Annotated in this window: 17 protein-coding genes; 16 read left to right on the top strand and 1 reads right to left on the bottom strand. The window is 27.7% G+C overall.

What is annotated here, in order from left to right:
- The first annotated feature begins 48 nt into the window (after positions 1-48).
- The 16 genes from rfbA to B3I31_RS03135 all read left to right on the top strand — a co-directional run bounded on the left by rfbA (position 49) and on the right by B3I31_RS03135 (position 14,533).
- On the top strand, positions 49-909 hold the full coding sequence (gene rfbA, locus B3I31_RS03210; RefSeq protein ID WP_291087547.1) for a glucose-1-phosphate thymidylyltransferase RfbA: 861 nt from the start codon (positions 49-51) through the stop codon (positions 907-909).
- A 14-nt stretch (positions 910-923) separates the two neighbouring features.
- Positions 924-1,265 carry a phosphomannose isomerase type II C-terminal cupin domain gene (locus B3I31_RS03205; protein ID WP_114998492.1) on the top strand — a complete coding sequence of 114 codons (342 nt, stop codon included), beginning with the start codon at positions 924-926 and terminating at the stop codon, positions 1,263-1,265.
- A complete protein-coding gene (locus tag B3I31_RS03200; protein WP_291087544.1) occupies positions 1,262-2,257 on the top strand; it encodes a mannose-1-phosphate guanylyltransferase in 996 nt (331 codons plus the stop codon). The genes B3I31_RS03205 and B3I31_RS03200 overlap by 4 nt, the downstream gene beginning before the upstream one ends.
- A complete protein-coding gene (locus tag B3I31_RS03195) occupies positions 2,220-3,554 on the top strand; it encodes a flippase (RefSeq protein ID WP_291087541.1) in 1,335 nt (444 codons plus the stop codon). The genes B3I31_RS03200 and B3I31_RS03195 overlap by 38 nt, the downstream gene beginning before the upstream one ends.
- Positions 3,551-4,654 carry a UDP-galactopyranose mutase gene (glf, locus tag B3I31_RS03190; protein WP_291087538.1) on the top strand — a complete coding sequence of 368 codons (1,104 nt, stop codon included), beginning with the start codon at positions 3,551-3,553 and terminating at the stop codon, positions 4,652-4,654. Before B3I31_RS03195 ends, glf begins: the two co-directional genes overlap by 4 nt.
- Positions 4,644-5,693, top strand: coding sequence for a hypothetical protein (locus tag B3I31_RS03185; protein ID WP_291087535.1), 1,050 nt, complete (start codon positions 4,644-4,646; stop codon positions 5,691-5,693). Before glf ends, B3I31_RS03185 begins: the two co-directional genes overlap by 11 nt.
- Complete coding sequence (locus B3I31_RS03180) at positions 5,690-6,589, top strand: glycosyltransferase family 2 protein (RefSeq protein ID WP_291087532.1); 900 nt, start codon at positions 5,690-5,692, stop codon at positions 6,587-6,589. The genes B3I31_RS03185 and B3I31_RS03180 overlap by 4 nt, the downstream gene beginning before the upstream one ends.
- The gene (locus B3I31_RS03175; RefSeq protein ID WP_291087530.1) at positions 6,564-7,556 is read left to right on the top strand and encodes a CgeB family protein; all 993 of its coding nucleotides are present in this window, start codon (positions 6,564-6,566) and stop codon (positions 7,554-7,556) included. The genes B3I31_RS03180 and B3I31_RS03175 overlap by 26 nt, the downstream gene beginning before the upstream one ends.
- Positions 7,557-7,559: 3 nt before the next feature.
- Positions 7,560-8,666: an EpsG family protein gene (locus B3I31_RS03170; protein WP_291087527.1), complete on the top strand. Its 1,107-nt coding sequence runs from the start codon at positions 7,560-7,562 to the stop codon at positions 8,664-8,666.
- 5 nt (positions 8,667-8,671) lie between these two features.
- Positions 8,672-9,676 (top strand): glycosyltransferase family 4 protein, encoded by a 1,005-nt coding sequence (locus B3I31_RS03165; RefSeq protein ID WP_291087525.1) that lies wholly within the window; start codon positions 8,672-8,674, stop codon positions 9,674-9,676.
- Positions 9,677-9,950: 274 nt separating this feature from the next.
- Positions 9,951-11,111 (top strand): glycosyltransferase, encoded by a 1,161-nt coding sequence (locus B3I31_RS03160; RefSeq protein WP_291087522.1) that lies wholly within the window; start codon positions 9,951-9,953, stop codon positions 11,109-11,111.
- Between the two features lie 291 nt (positions 11,112-11,402).
- Positions 11,403-11,648, top strand: coding sequence for a hypothetical protein (locus B3I31_RS03155; RefSeq protein ID WP_291087519.1), 246 nt, complete (start codon positions 11,403-11,405; stop codon positions 11,646-11,648).
- Complete coding sequence (locus B3I31_RS03150; protein ID WP_291087516.1) at positions 11,649-12,245, top strand: acetyltransferase; 597 nt, start codon at positions 11,649-11,651, stop codon at positions 12,243-12,245.
- Between the two features lie 21 nt (positions 12,246-12,266).
- Entirely contained in the window at positions 12,267-13,079 is an 813-nt protein-coding gene (locus B3I31_RS03145; RefSeq protein WP_291087513.1) for a glycosyltransferase, read from the top strand.
- Entirely contained in the window at positions 13,076-13,978 is a 903-nt protein-coding gene (locus B3I31_RS03140) for an NAD-dependent epimerase/dehydratase family protein (protein WP_291087510.1), read from the top strand. The genes B3I31_RS03145 and B3I31_RS03140 overlap by 4 nt, the downstream gene beginning before the upstream one ends.
- A gap of 3 nt (positions 13,979-13,981) precedes the next feature.
- Positions 13,982-14,533 (top strand): sugar transferase, encoded by a 552-nt coding sequence (locus B3I31_RS03135; protein ID WP_291087507.1) that lies wholly within the window; start codon positions 13,982-13,984, stop codon positions 14,531-14,533.
- A 35-nt stretch (positions 14,534-14,568) separates the two neighbouring features.
- Here B3I31_RS03135 and B3I31_RS03130 read toward each other — a convergent pair whose 3' ends face one another.
- Positions 14,569-14,808 carry a transcriptional regulator gene (locus tag B3I31_RS03130; protein WP_286476164.1) on the bottom strand — a complete coding sequence of 80 codons (240 nt, stop codon included), beginning with the start codon at positions 14,806-14,808 and terminating at the stop codon, positions 14,569-14,571.
- Positions 14,809-15,964 lie beyond the last annotated feature (1,156 nt).

The raw sequence follows: 15,964 nt of genomic DNA, 5'->3' as shown, positions 1-15,964 counted from the left end.
ACCATATAACCATCTAACCATCTAACCGTTTTAACAACAAAAAAAAACATGAAAGGAATAATATTAGCCGGAGGCTCAGGAACGCGATTACACCCTTTAACATTAGCGGTGAGCAAGCAATTGATGCCGGTTTATGATAAACCAATGATATATTACCCATTGTCAACGTTGATGTTGGCTGGAATTAATGAAATATTGATTATTTCTACTCCTCATGATTTACCTCATTTTGAGAAATTATTAGGTGATGGTTCTCAAATAGGATGTAAATTTTCATATAAAGAACAACCAAGTCCAGATGGATTGGCACAAGCTTTTATATTAGGAGAAGAATTTATTGGGAATGATAAAGTAGCCTTAATTTTAGGCGATAATATTTTCTATGCATCGGGAATGTCTAAATTGTTGCAAGATTCTGCAGATCCAGATGGAGGAGTAGTTTTTGCGTATCAAGTGAGCGATCCTGAAAGATATGGAGTGGTAGAATTTAATGAGAAGAATGAAGTCGTTTCAATCGAAGAAAAACCAACCGAACCAAAATCCAATTATGCCGTTCCAGGTCTGTATTTTTATGATAACGATGTGGTAGAAATCGCCAAAAATATACAACCATCTTCTCGTGGAGAATTAGAAATTACCGACATCAATGCTGAATATCTGAAGAGAGGTAAATTAAAAGTTGGTGTTTTTAATAGAGGAACTGCTTGGTTAGATACAGGTACAATTAATTCGTTAATGCAAGCAGGACAATTTGTTCAAGTCATCGAAGAACGTCAAGGAATGAAAATTGGTGCCATAGAAGAAGTTGCTTATCGTATGGGCTACATCAACAAAGAGCAATTACAAAAAATAGCGGAACCATTACGTAAAAGTGGATATGGGGAGTATTTAATGAAGATCAACAAATAAACTATTACTATAAAATGGAACATGATATTAGACCATGGGGAGAATATTGGGTATTAGAAGATAGCGATACGCATAAAGTAAAAAGAATTCAAGTAAATCCGGGCGGGAGATTGTCTTTACAATATCATTTTAAAAGAGGTGAAGTTTGGACAATAGTTTCGGGTATTGGTACAATTACAATTAATGATGATATAAAAGACTATAAAGCAGGAGAAGTTGCTCAAATTCCACAAGGAGCTCATCATCGTATTGAGAATAAAACAAATGAACCTGTTGTATTTGTAGAAGTGCAATATGGAACTTATTTTGGAGAAGATGATATTGTAAGAATTGAAGACGACTACAATCGCGCATGAGAATCATTAACGTAATTTTAACAGGAGGTGTTGGTAGTCGACTTTGGCCATTGTCTCGAAAAGAAAAACCAAAGCAATATATTGACTTATTTAAAGGTAAATCTTTATTTCAACAAACAATAATTCGAAACAAAGATATTTGCGACGAGCTTATTGTAGTAGGTAACGTTGATAATTACCATTTATCAAGAAAAGCATTAAAAGACTTAGGAATTGAGAAATTTCATGAAGTAATAGAGGCTACTCCAAGAAATACTGCAGCAGCTATTGCTTTTGCAGCTTTCAAGGCTCAATGTGAAGATGTTTTATTGGTTTCACCTTCTGATCATTTAATTGAAGATCTTGATATATATAATTCAGCAATTCAGGAAGCAATTGAACTTGCAAAAAAAGGAAGTATTGTAACTTTTGGATTACAACCTACAAAACCAGAAACGGGTTATGGATATATTCAAATTAAAAATGGTGACGTTTTAGGTTTTAGAGAAAAACCTAACTTAGATACGGCTCAAGAATTTCTAAAATCAGGTGATTTTTATTGGAATTCAGGAATGTTTTGTTTTCAAGCAAAGACATTCTTGAACGAATTAAAAATACACGAACCGGAAGTTTATGAAAGTGCATTAAAGGCATTTGAATTATCTGTTGAAAACAGATTGCCTTTAGAAGAGAGTTTATTAATCCCATCTATTTCTGTAGATTATGCTGTAATGGAAAAAACAGAAAAATTACAGGCGGTAATAGGTAAATTCAAATGGTCTGATATGGGCTCCTTTGAGTCCGTATATGAGTATTTAGTAACAAAAGGGCACCCTATTGATAAACATGGAAACATGGTAATCGGCTCTAATTTACATACAGAATTTTTAGGATTAAAAAAATGTATTTTGGTTATTACTAATGATGCTATATTAGTACTTAAAAAAGATAAGGCTCAGGATGTAAAGAAGATTTATGAAAATTTACAACAAAAGAAGAGTGAACTCGTTTAAACTTATTAAAAACTTTGCTTCATTAAGTATTGTTCAAGGAGTTAATTATATTTTTCCGTTATTGACGGTACCCTATATATCTAGGATTATTGGTCCTGAAGGTTACGGATATATCAATTATTCAACAGCATTTGTAAGTTATTTTATATTACTTGTCACTTATGGTTTTGATTTAACCGGAACTAGAAAATTAGCAAGAATTGAAAGTACAGATCAAAAGGGTATAAATAGAATTGTTTCTAATGTATTAACAGCTAGATTTTTGTTGTTTTTAGTTTCAGTAATTTTATTTATAGGTTTTTTACTTTTTTTTGAACCTATAAAAAAGTACACTGAAGTTACTATTATTTTATTTGCCAGTTGTTTTGCTGCTGTTTTTTCCCCTCAATTTATTTTTCAAGGATTTCAAGATTTAACTGTCTTTGCAAAAAGTAATTTTATTAGAGGTATATTAAATACTATATTAGTTTTTTTGTTAATTAAAAAGCCAGATGATTACATTATTTTAGCTGTGTTGAACTCTTTTTTTATATTAATAATTAACATTCTTTTATTTTGTTTTGCATTATATAGGTTTGAAATTAAATTAAGATTTTTTTCTTTGGCAGAAAGTATCAAATTAATTATAGAAGAAAAGATGATTTTTTTTTCTACAGTAGTAATAAGTTTATACACAACAACAAATGTTGTTGTTTTGGGTTTCTTTGTAAATACAGTTGATGTCGGTTACTATACTACTAGTCATAATTTTTTAAATATTGTGAATTCTGTCATAGCGGTTCCTTTATCCACAGCACTGTTTCCGTTTATAGGTAAAGCTTTTACAGGATCTAAAGAAAAAGGACTTTTAGCGGTACAGAAAGTACTACCAATAGTTGCATATTTAACATTATTTTCATCTTTATTATTGTATTTTTTTGCACCTATGATTATTAAATTATTCTACGGTAATCAGTTTGATAATGCTATTTTACCTTTAAAAATAATTTCTTTTCTACCATTTATCATTGGTTTGTCAAATATTTTTGGGATCCAAATAATGTTAAATTTAGGTATGGATAAATTGTTTTTTAAAGTTACTTTTATAGTTAGTGTTATTGGGTTGGTTTTCAATTTTTATATGAGTAAAAATTTTGGATATTTAGGAACAGCATGGAATATAATCATAATTGAAAGTTTAGTAACTTTTTTAATGTACATATATTTAAGAAAAGAAGGTTTGAAAATTATAGATTTTAAATATTTTAAACCAAAAGAGATAATGAGTCATTTTATAAATATAAATAAAAAAATATGAAAAAATATTTGATAATTGGTTCTGGATTTTCAGGAGCTGTTATAGCAGAACAATTAAGCAAAGATCCAAATAATAAAATTGTAGTTATTGATGAAAGAGATCATATAGGAGGAAACTGCTATACAGAACGTGACAAAGATACCAATGTGATGATACATAAATATGGTCCTCATATTTTTAATACAGATAATAAAGAAGTTTGGGATTATATTCAACAATTTTGTGAAATGATGCCATTTGTGAATAGAGTAAAATCTATTTATAACGGTCAAGTATTTTCATTGCCAATTAATTTACACACAATTAATCAATTTTTTGGAAAAACATTTAATCCAGAAGAAGCTAAAGTGTTTATAGAATCTATTGCGGATAAAAGTATTACAGAGCCTCAGAACTTTGAGGAGCAAGCAATGAAATTTATTGGTAAAGACTTGTACAAGGCATTCTTTTATGGTTATACAAAAAAACAATGGGGATGTGAACCAACAGAGTTACCCGCTAGTATTCTGAAAAGACTCCCTGTAAGGTTTAATTATAATGATAATTATTATGCAAATCCGTTTCAAGGCATACCAAAGGATGGGTATACTGCTATTTTTGAGAAATTATTAGCAGCCAAAAATATTAAACTTCGTTTAAATACTAAATTTGATTCGTCTTGGGACCTAACTGAATATGATCATGTTTTTTACACTGGCCCTATAGATGCGTTTTTTGATTATAAGTATGGACGATTAAGCTATAGAACGGTAACTTTCGAAAAACATTTAGCTGAAGGGGATTATCAAGGAAATCCTGTTATTAATTATGCAGATCCTGATGTTTCTTATACAAGGGTTCATGAACATAAGCACTTTACACCGTGGGAAGAACATGAGAATACAGTCTATTTTAAAGAATTCAGTAAAGAAACAGGAGAACATGACGTTCCATATTACCCAAAACGGTTAAAAGTAGATTTGGAAATTTTTGAAAAATACGAAAATGATGCAAATGCATTAAAGAATATTTCTTTTGTAGGTCGTTTGGCAACGTATCGTTATATGGATATGCATCAAGTTATTGCTGAATCTTTAAATATTGTGAAGAATGATAGATAAGAGGTATTATGGTTTGTGTCCTGCAAATGTCGCAACAGGAGGAACTGAATTAATGCATCAATTTGTTGATTATATTAATACTAATACTCAAATTCAGGCATTTATCGTATATTATAATTCAGATTCTGAATTTGTTAACAGTGAAATACCTGAGCGTTTTCAATTATACAATATAAAGTTAGCTAATAACATTGATGATGTCGCTGAAAATATAGTTATTGTACCTGAAACTTCTTTGTATTTAGCTAAGAAATTCAAAGAAGTAAATTATTTATTTTGGTGGATGTCTTTTGATAATTATTTTAATAATTCGACATTAATTGATTATTTAAAATTTTATACTTCTGGTCAGTTAACTATCAAACAATTACTGTTGAGAATTTACTATTTCAAATTTGATAATGTTTTTACTTTTAAGGATATACAAAAAATAAAGAACCGAGTAATTCATTGTTATCAATCACAATATGTTCATCATAAATTATTTGATTTAGGTATATATAATCAATTACCTTTAAGTGATTATATCAATACAACCTTTATAAAAAATGAAATAAATAGAATAAGTACTAGGGAAAATATTATACTTTATAATCCTGCAAAGGGATTCGAAATAACTAAGCGTATAATAAAAAAACTTCCACAATTTCAATTTGTACCTTTAAAAGCGTTGAGTGCAGTTCAGGTTGCTGATTTGTTTTCTAAAGCCAAGTTATATATTGATTTTGGTAATCATCCAGGTAAAGACCGAATGCCTCGTGAAGCTGCTTTACAGGGATGTATAATTCTTATTGGGAAAAGAGGAAGTGCTAGATATTTAGAGGATGTAAATGTTCATCGAGATAATAAAATGGAAGTTAAAGACATTGATTCTATAGTTAATAGAATTAAGGAATTAATGAATAATTTTGAGGTTGAAAGTAAAAACATGAAACATTACGTGGAACTAATAAGAAATGAAAAAGAAATTTTTGAGAATGAAATAAAAATGATAAATAAAGCTATAGATGTTTTGTTTTATACTAATAATAATGTATGAATTTAGATGTTTCAATTATCATCGTAACTTATAATACTTTAGAATTAACTAAAGCATGTATTGAAAGTATAATTACTTATACAAAAGAAATCAATTATGAAATTATTCTTGTTGATAATGCATCTGTAGATGGTTCTATGGAGTGTTTCTCTACTAGAGATGATATAAAATACATTTACTCTGATAAGAATTTAGGTTTTGGTGGGGCTAACAATATAGGTGTTAAAAATTCTAATGGCAAGTATTTATTTCTATTAAATTCAGATACGCTATTGATTGAAAATTCAATTCTGAAATTAAAAAATTTTCATGAAAAACATGAATTAGAATATAATATTGGTGTGTTAGGTGCTACACTTTGTAATCAACAGCTTATTCAGGGTAATACAGCAGGAATGTTTCCTTCTGTTAGGAATTATGTTTTAGATTATATTAATTTATATTTTAGAACAAATTTTCAAACATATAAAAAAATTGATTTTTCATATTTAACAAGAGTAGATATGGTTTCAGGAGCTGATATGTTTCTAAAAAAGGAACTTTTTGTACAGGTAAACGGATTTGATGAAGATTATTTTTTATATTTTGAAGAAACAGATTTACAAAAGAGAATTTCTAGCTTGAATAAATTAAATATTGTTACTAATTCAACTAAAATTATTCATCTTGAAGGAGCTAGTAGCGTAGCTAATAATTGGAAAAGAAAAATCTATCAAAATAGTCAAACTCTTTATTTTCGAAAAAATGATACTGTTAACTTTTATTGGTATGTAATTTTTGAAATTCTAAGTAGCCCTATTCGTTTTTTTAATAAAAGATATACTTTGAATGAAAATTTAGATTTTTTAAAAAATAATATTATTAAACTTTATGAAAATAGCGTTATTAGGAAGTAAAGATTATGACAGTTTAGAGTTTCATATTAATGACTCATTAACTCATTTAGGTTACAATGTTTTCCATATAGATATTAAAGACGTAATTAGTTTACCTTATCGATACAACTATTGGGCTCAAAAAATTTTTAAAAAATACGATGAATATGTCTTTGATCAAATAGCTAAGCGAATTATAGATGAGAGTCCTGATTTAGTAATTTGTACTTATCGTTTTATACATCCATCTTGTATAAAAAAAATGAAATTGGCATTAGTTAATGCTAAAATAATTCATATAAATCCTGATGCTTTAACTACTTTTGAAAATCAACAAATATTTGCTTCCCCGTACGATGCTTATTTTACTAAAGACCCCTTTATTGTTAATTTTATGAAAAGTAAAATGGGTTTAAATACATTCTATTTTCCAGAAGCTTTAAATTCTAGAATACATAAACCATTTGAAGGAAGTAGAAAGAAACTAGAAGATGATTTGGATTTAGATGTTGTAACTTTTGGAACTATGTATCCATATCGTGCTAAAATGATAAGTAATCTCTTAAATGCCGATATTAATGTGAGTTTATATGGTACACAAGATAAAAGATTTGCTACACCTCAAATTTCAAAGCAATTTAAGAATGAGTTTATTACAGGTTCTAGAAAAGCAGAAATAATATATGGGTCTAGAATCGTTTTTAACAATTTTCATTATGCTGAAATAGAATCTGCAAATGTTAAATTTTTTGAGATATATGGTATAGGCGGTTTTCAAATATGTGATTTTAAGCCAACTTTACAGGAATATTCCGTAATTGATGTGAAGGAGTTTACATATAATTCAATAGACGAGGCTATTGAATTAATTAAATATTATTTGCCACGTCAAGACCTTAGGTTTGAGCTAGCAAAAAAACAGATGAATCACTTTCAAAAATTTCATTCATATGACGTAAGAATGAAAGATCTGTTGAATATGATATAGGTTATGGAAATTTATTTTTATTTTATATTAGTTTTATTCATAATATCTTCTATTGAAATATATCAGGACAGTAGTTTGATTTATAAAAAGAACAAGAGCACATTTTTATTTTTAATTTATGTAATTTCGGTGGTCATTATTGGCCTAAGGTGGGAAACTGGTACAGATTGGTTACCTTACTTAGAAATGTTTAAACAATCATTTTCCTTAAAGAATATAGTCACCATTAGTGGAATAGTAGAACCTGGGTATTTGTTTTTAAATTGGCTTTGTTATAATATTTATCCTGATTATTCAATCTTTTTATTAATACATGCTTTATTATTTTATTATTTTATTATTTATGGTTTAAAGAAATTAACCAAATATCCTGTTACAACATTTCTTTTCATTTTTTGTTCTACTTTAGGAGTTATGGGATCAAATAGACAATTGCTCGCTATGGCTTTAGTTTTTTATTTTTTAACTTGGGCAATTCAAAAAAGAAAAGCATTTATTTTTGTGATTATTGGTGCAATGCAATTTCATACCACAGCATTTTTAACAAGTTCTTTTTATTTTCTTAATAGACGTATCAAAACAATTTATCTAATTATAATACTTGTTATTGCATTAATTATTGGATTTACTGATTTACCTGGGAAATTATTTATTTTAATTGGCGGTGGATTAGGTGAAGCAACTTTAAACAAAACAAAGATATATTCCTCTGAAGTTGTTGATGATAAGTTGAGTTTATTAGGTGTAATTAGAAGGGTAATTTACCTATCTTTATTTTTAGTTTTAAGAAAAAAAATAGAAAAAAAATATTATTATTATAATTTTTTTCTAAACGGTTATTTAGTTAGTTCTATAATATATTTAATGTTTTCAAATTCATTAATAATATTAGTAAATAGGGGAAGTTTGTATTTTAACATATTAGAGGGGATTCTTTTGACAAGTGTTTTTATTATACTAAAGAAACATGATACCAAACTTTTGTATCTACTTTTTTTATTAATTTTGTCTATAGTATCACTTTATCAATCTATTTCGGTTTATCCCGAATTATTTGACCCATATAAGGGAATATGGTATAATATTAACTATTATCGTAAAATGTATTAATGAAAATGAAAATAATATATCTGTATAGAAAATATAATAAAAACGAAATAAGTATTGAGAAGTTATTTGGTTATTTGATACAAAAAATTAAAATAAATAAAATTGAGGTTTTAAAAATAGAAAATCCATTTGGCTCTGGTATTTTTAATCTTTTTAGGAGTATTTTCTTTTTTAGAAATAAGATAAAAAAAACTGATGTAGTTCATATTACGGGGCAAATTCATTTTGCCGCGATAGCTTTAAAAACAAAAAAAATAATTATCACTGTTCACGATTTAGGTTTATATCGTGATTTAACACGATTTAGGTCTTTCATATTTAAATTGTTTTGGATTTACTTACCTTTTAAAAAAGCTAGCTATATTGTTGCTATTTCTGAAAAAACAAAAAATGAGATAATAGGCATTATGCCCTCTGTAGCACATAAAATTGTTGTTATACCGAATTGCCTAACAATAGAGATAGGCGGTGATCTGTCAATAGACTATAGTAAGCATAATAGCATTTTAATAGTAGGTACAAGAACAAACAAAAATTTAATGCGATCTTTGAAAGCTTTAGAAGGATTGGATGTTGAGGTATTAATTATTGGAGAACTTACAGAAGAAGTAAGGGAAATTCTTGAAAATTACAGAATTAAATTTAATAACAAAACAAATGTTTCAGAAGAAAATTTATTTCAATATTATAGAGAATCTAATATACTTCTCTTCCCTTCAATTTATGAAGGTTTTGGTTTGCCTATTTTAGAAGCACAGGCCTCAAATACAATAGTAATAACATCTAATATTTCCCCTATGAATGAGATATCGGGGAATAGTGCTTTTTTAGTAGACCCTTTTTCTAAAATCAGTATTCGAAAAGCAGTAATCAAAGCTCTTAATTTAACAGATTTCGAGAGAAGAGAATTGACTAGTAAAGGTAGAGAGAATGTAAAAAAGTACCAAAGTAGTTATGTATCTAAAGAGTATATGAAGTTATATTATAATTTACAAACTATAAAATCATAATTAATGATATTAATTGATGCAATTTATATTAATAATGAAGGAGAGAAAGTTTTATTAGAATACCTAGTCACAGAATTGGAAAAAACTGATTTTAAAATTTTTTATTTGTTTGATGACCGAATAGAAATTCCATATTTAATAAATTCATCGAATACATCAGTTTATCAAAGTTCATCATTTATAAAGAGATTAAGTTTTTATATATCTCATTGGGATAATTCCTACATCTTAGACACATTTATATTCAGCTTATTACCAATTATTATATCTAAAATTGAATCAAAAAGTAAAAATTATGTATAGTATTAATAATAATAATAAAAAAACGATTGTAATCTCAGCAGTTAATCTAGTAGAGGGAGGAGCGTTAACTATTTTAATAGATTGTATTGAATATCTGGTTAAATTATCAACAAGATATAATATTTTCATTTTAGTAAATAATAAATCTTTGTTTGAAGATAAATACAAGACAATTAAATTTATTGAATTTCCCAAAAGTAAAAAATATTACTTTTATAGGTTATACTATGAGTACATATATTTTAGAAAATTTTCTAGACAAATTAAACCGTATTTATGGTTGTCACTACACGATATTTCCCCAAATGTAAATGCTGTCATAAAAGCTGTTTACTGTCATAATCCTTCACCATTTAATGATGTTAGTATTGAGCAACTATTTAGTATGCCTAAGTATTTTTTTTTCGGGCTGTTTTATAAATATTTATATAAAATTAATATCAAAAAAAATAATTATGTTATTGTACAGCAAAATTGGTTGAAAAAAGAGTTTGTGAAATCTTATAATCTTAAAAATGAAAAAGTGATTGTTGCTCTACCGGAGTACATCAATAAGGATTTTCTGGATAAAAATTTCGATGTAACTGATCAAAGCGATCGTTTTAAATTTATATATTCGTCTTTTCCAAGACCTTTTAAGAATTTTGAAGTAATATGCAATGCTGTTAAATATTTGAATAGTAACTATGATCTAAATTTCGAAGTTATCTTGACAATAAGTGGGCTAGAAAACAAATATTCTAACGAGTTGCTTAAAAAATATCAAAATCAAAAAAATATTAAATTTATTGGATTACAGTCAAAAGAAAAGATTTTTGATTTATACAATAATTGCGATGTATTGATTTTTCCATCGAAGTTGGAAACGTGGGGATTGCCTATCACTGAATTTAAGCTCTTTAAAAAGCCAATAATTGTTGCCGATCTGCCATATGCCAAGGAAACAATAGGTAAATACGATGCTAGTGTTAAATTCAAGGTAGATGATTATATTCAACTAGCATTAATTATGAAAACTTTTATTTCAAAAGAAAATGTTGCTTATGATATAACTGAAGATATTGTATATAATCAGCCACATTCGAAATCCTGGAAAGAGTTGTTTAAAATATTATTAAATGGAAATTCTTAAAATTATGCTTACAGCAGCAATGGTATTATACAATAATAACAGAGATATATTATTAGAATCCATAAATAGTTTTTTAAATTCAGAAAATATTTATAAGCTTTAGTTAATAGATAATTTACCACAGATGGGCTCAGAAATATTTTTAATGATATTCATGTGGAGTATATTCATAATCCCTCGAATCCAGATTTTGGAGCAGCAAATAATATAGCAATTGAATTTTTTGCAGATTATCATCTTGTTTTAAAAACGGATTAAAATCAACGTTATGCTAAAGAGGTGAATTATTTTATGAGAATTGCTAAACAATTTAATTGTTATTTTCTTAATAAAAATCTTATAGTATTTGGTGATGGCAAGTCAGGTTTTGGTGAAAGTGGTTTAAGTGCTAAACTAAAAGAAATGGAAAAAGGGAAAATGAAAAATTTAAAGTTAGTTGATAATCAAGGATGGATTAATACATTTACATACCTATTCATTGTATGTTTTTCATTGCTTAAATATATAAAAATAATTATTATTGTTAAATTACGATAAATGAACTTACTAAAAAGATATTCATTTTTACAAGTTGTATTTCTAGTCTATAGTAAAATAAGAACTTTTTTTCTTTTTAAAGAAGCTAGAATGATACGTTTTCCTTTCAGAGTAAGAGGAAAAAAGTTTATAGAAATAAACAAAGGTTTTACAACAGGTTTTAACTGTCGTTTAGATGCTTTTGATTTTAATGATTCTAATGAGATTCTAATAAAAATAGGTGAAAATGTTGAAATAAATGATGATGTACATATTGCTGCTGTTGAGTCTGTTGTTATAGAGAATGATGTGTTAATTGCAAGTAAAGTCTATATATCGGATCACAATCATGGAAGTTATAAAGGTGAAGTTCATGATTCACCATTAACTACTCCTAATAGTAGAAAAATATATACAGCCCCAATATTAATTAAAAAAAATGTTTGGTTAGGGGAGTTTGTTTGTGTACTTCAAGGAGTTACAATCGGAGAAGGTTCTATTATTGGAGCAATGAGTGTAGTAAGTAAAGATATTCCACCGTACTCTATTGCGGTGGGTTCGCCAGCAAAAGTTATTAAAAAATTTGATTTTGATAAAAATGAGTGGGTTCGTTGTTAAATTTAAATTAATAACTATTTTATGATTAGTCTTTCCATTGTATTATATAATACTTCACATAAAGATTTAGGTTTACTATTTGAATCTTTTCGAAAAGTTAAAATGAAAATTCAAATTTACATTATTGATAATTCTCCAACAAATACATTAAGAGATTATTTTGAAGATAAATTTGATGTGATTTATATACACAATCCATTGAATCCTGGTTTTGGAGCTTCTCATAATATAGCAATAGATTTATCAATAAAAAATAACATTTCATACCATTTTATTGTAAATCCTGATGTTTATTTTAAAGAAGATGTGGTTTCAAAAATGGTTGAGTACATGGAGTTAGATGATAAAATTGGAATGATGATGCCCCAAGTGCTTAACTTAGATGACACAGTGCAGAATTTACCCAAAATACTACCTTCTCCTTTTAGTGTAATTCTCAGAAAATTGAAAAAACCTAATTTTATTTATGAGCCTTTTATAAATAAGTATGAATTGAGGAATGTTGATAAAAGTTTAGTATATGAAGCTCCTGTATTATCAGGTTGTTTTACACTACTTAATCTTTTAGCTGTAAAAGAAGTAGGAATGTATGATGATGAATTTTTTATGTATTTTGAAGATTGGGACTTGTCAAGAAGAATGAATCAAAAATACAAAACGATTTATTACCCTAAAGTTTCAGTATATCATGGGTATGAATCTGGGGCAAATAAAAGTAAAAAATTATTTAAAATTTTTGTAAAATCAGCTATTCATTATTTCAATAAATGGGGATGGTTTTTTGATATAGAAAGAAGAAAAGTTAATAAAAAAACTTTAAATCAATTCAAGTGAAAATAATCATCACAGGAGCCTCAGGATTTGTAGGGCAAAATCTCTCTTTATATTTAAAAAATAACCATCATTCTACTGAATCACTTTCTTTACGAGGAAATTGGTTATCAAAATTAGATAAAAATGCTGATGCTATTATTCATCTTGCAGGTAAAGCTCACGATTTAGAAAATGTTTCGAATGAATCAGAATATTTTAAAATTAATAGGGATTTAACCATTGAACTATTTCAGGAATTTTTAAAGTCAGAGATTAAAGATTTTTTCTTTTTTAGTTCTGTTAAAGCAACGGCTGATACAATTGAAGGAGTTTTAGATGAAAACCATATTTCAGATCCTAAAACACCTTATGGTAAATCTAAATTTGAAGCTGAACAATATTTATTAGCACACCAATTACCAGAAGGTAAAAGACTTTTTATTATTCGTCCATGTATGATACATGGACCAGGAAATAAAGGAAACTTAAACTTATTATATAAAGTAGTGGAAAAAGGAATTCCATGGCCGTTGTCGGCTTTCGAGAATAACCGTTCGTTTCTAAGTATTGATAATTTATCATATTTAATACATGAAATGTTATTAAATAAAGAAGTTATTTCTGGAGTATATAATTTTGCGGACGATCAATCCTTATCAACAAATCAGTTAATTGTAGCCATCAACAAAGCATTAGATCGTAAGGCAAAATTTTTATCCATACCTAAGGGATTAATTGAGACGGTAGCAAAGTGTGGAGATGTTATTAACTTTCCACTAAATTCAGAACGATTAAAGAAGTTAACGGAGAGTTACGTTGTTTCAAATCAAAAGATAAAAACAGCCTTAAATATTAAACATTTACCTTTGTCAGCAGAAGAAGGAATTATTAAAACAATAAAAAGCTTTAAGCAGAACTAAACTATGACACGATTATTCGACATATTATTCTCTTTTTTCGGCATATTATTTTTATGGCCAATAGGAATTATATTATACGTTATCGGTTTATTCGATACGGGTTCACCTATTTTTATGCAAGAAAGAGTTGGGAAAGGTAAAAAACCATTTAAACTGATTAAATTTAGAACAATGGATGTCAATACAAAATCGGTTGCGTCACATTTAACATCTCAAGCACAAGTTACAAAATTTGGAGCATTCTTACGTAAATCAAAATTAGACGAATTACCACAACTAATTAATGTGTTGGTAGGGGATATGAGTTTAGTTGGAGCAAGACCATGTTTATTTAATCAAACAGAATTGATTGAAGAACGAGAGAAAAGAGGTGTGTATAATTATTTACCAGGGATTACCGGTTTAGGGCAAATAAAGAATGTTGATATGTCAACTCCTGAAAAATTAGCAAAATTAGATGCAGAAATGTATCAAACAATGTCTATTGGTAATTATTTTAAATATATTTTAGCTACTGTTACTGGTAGTGGACAAGGTGATGCTGTAAAGAAATAATATAATAAAATAGATAAGGCTCCAATAGGAGCCTTTTATATGTTAACTAATTTGAAAAATTCATATAATTTAATTTCTCGTGCCTCACAAATTCTTTCAAGTGTTGATATTGGCATATTATATTCAATATAATTATCATCTTGAGAAGCTTTTTTAATTTTTCTGACAACGCTTTCTTCAATATTATGTTCGTCAGCAAACTTTCTTTGTGATTCAGATTTTGTTATCCAGTTATTATATATGAATTTACATATACGTCTATTAGAACTATCCATGATAGCAAATTAATAGTAGTAAATAAAAAAAATGCGGTCGATAGTGCGCAATTAAAATATTATTATTATATTTGTTTACAGATAGTTAAAAAAATAAAGTAAAAATACTTTTATCTCGCTTTTGAAAACTGGTAATTTTTGTAGCAACGAGAAAATAAGTAAATTTGCTCACGACCTAGGCGTGGGCTCTCTTATTGTTGCTCGGTATACCAGTACCTCAAAAGCTTTAAGAAGAGTTCCATGCCTTTCTTGTTTTTGGTCGTTTTCTTCCATCACATCCGCATCGAACTTCATACAATTTACTTGGTTTTATTCCTCTACAAATCAAGTTAAATGCTCTCTCTAAAAATATGTGTTTCGGATAAAGAAATGCACAGAAGGTTATTAGATTCATTTAGAATTGTAAGATGTACACAGTAGATGTTAGCTATTAGTATTGAGATTTTAGAATTGTAAAATGTAGTAGTTGTGATGTATAGTGTAAAATGTAGAAAGTATTATGTATTAAGTACAAAGTAGATGTTAGATTTGAGAAATTAGATTTGAGAATTTAGATTCGAGACGCGAAATTCGAAATTCGAGGTGCGGGATTTGAAAATTTATATGACAATGAATTTGAATATTGAAAAAAGATGAAGAAAATGTCATATGATTTGGAGACGAGTGTTAAAAAGTTGAGGGGCATGATTAAGATTATTCATTTTTTTATTCATGGGTTATTATTGTTTTTAAATGAATTCATATGCCCTTCGGGGAATCTTGATAAAAAAAACATTTGAGATTAAGAATTTGAAATTAAAAGGAGAAGCTCCAGTGGAGCTTAGGTATAAATTGTTACAAGTTGATTAATAATTATATGTTCATTTTTGTCTTGACACAAAAACGAACCAAAAAAGTCAAGTCTGTGCTTACAAGTCGGTCAATAACGGCTATTCGCTAAATGCTTTAAATCATTCGCATATAAAATGCGAACAGTAAATCATTTTTAACGCTCACTACGCCGAATTGACGCTCGACTTTTCAGCAATGACAGTTTTGGAATTCATTGTTAAAAGTGAATTTGAGTATTGAAAAAGGATGAAAAACCGGCATTAAAACTCTCACGTTAAGAAAATGTTTGAGTGCAACGTTAAAAAGGTTTTAGCCCGTAGGGTTT

It is taken from the genome of Empedobacter sp. UBA3475, assembly GCF_002378465.1.
GTDB classification, from domain to species: Bacteria; Bacteroidota; Bacteroidia; order Flavobacteriales; family Weeksellaceae; genus Empedobacter; species Empedobacter falsenii_B.
Note: the sequence above shows the minus strand (reverse complement) of the source record. Positions and strands in the feature narration are given on the sequence as shown.

What these genes read in the sequence shown, in the direction of transcription:
- rfbA (WP_291087547.1), top strand. Translation starts at nt 49, where the DNA reads ATGAAAGGAATAATATTAGCCGGAGGCTCAGGAACGCGATTACACCCT.
- B3I31_RS03205 (WP_114998492.1), top strand. Translation starts at nt 924, where the DNA reads ATGGAACATGATATTAGACCATGGGGAGAATATTGGGTATTAGAAGAT.
- B3I31_RS03200 (WP_291087544.1), top strand. Translation starts at nt 1,262, where the DNA reads ATGAGAATCATTAACGTAATTTTAACAGGAGGTGTTGGTAGTCGACTT.
- B3I31_RS03195 (WP_291087541.1), top strand. Translation starts at nt 2,220, where the DNA reads ATGAAAATTTACAACAAAAGAAGAGTGAACTCGTTTAAACTTATTAAA.
- glf (WP_291087538.1), top strand. Translation starts at nt 3,551, where the DNA reads ATGAAAAAATATTTGATAATTGGTTCTGGATTTTCAGGAGCTGTTATA.
- B3I31_RS03185 (WP_291087535.1), top strand. Translation starts at nt 4,644, where the DNA reads ATGATAGATAAGAGGTATTATGGTTTGTGTCCTGCAAATGTCGCAACA.
- B3I31_RS03180 (WP_291087532.1), top strand. Translation starts at nt 5,690, where the DNA reads ATGAATTTAGATGTTTCAATTATCATCGTAACTTATAATACTTTAGAA.
- B3I31_RS03175 (WP_291087530.1), top strand. Translation starts at nt 6,564, where the DNA reads ATGAAAATAGCGTTATTAGGAAGTAAAGATTATGACAGTTTAGAGTTT.
- B3I31_RS03170 (WP_291087527.1), top strand. Translation starts at nt 7,560, where the DNA reads ATGGAAATTTATTTTTATTTTATATTAGTTTTATTCATAATATCTTCT.
- B3I31_RS03165 (WP_291087525.1), top strand. Translation starts at nt 8,672, where the DNA reads ATGAAAATAATATATCTGTATAGAAAATATAATAAAAACGAAATAAGT.
- B3I31_RS03155 (WP_291087519.1), top strand. Translation starts at nt 11,403, where the DNA reads ATGAGAATTGCTAAACAATTTAATTGTTATTTTCTTAATAAAAATCTT.
- B3I31_RS03150 (WP_291087516.1), top strand. Translation starts at nt 11,649, where the DNA reads ATGAACTTACTAAAAAGATATTCATTTTTACAAGTTGTATTTCTAGTC.
- B3I31_RS03145 (WP_291087513.1), top strand. Translation starts at nt 12,267, where the DNA reads ATGATTAGTCTTTCCATTGTATTATATAATACTTCACATAAAGATTTA.
- B3I31_RS03135 (WP_291087507.1), top strand. Translation starts at nt 13,982, where the DNA reads ATGACACGATTATTCGACATATTATTCTCTTTTTTCGGCATATTATTT.
- B3I31_RS03130 (WP_286476164.1), bottom strand. Translation starts at nt 14,808, where the DNA reads ATGGATAGTTCTAATAGACGTATATGTAAATTCATATATAATAACTGG.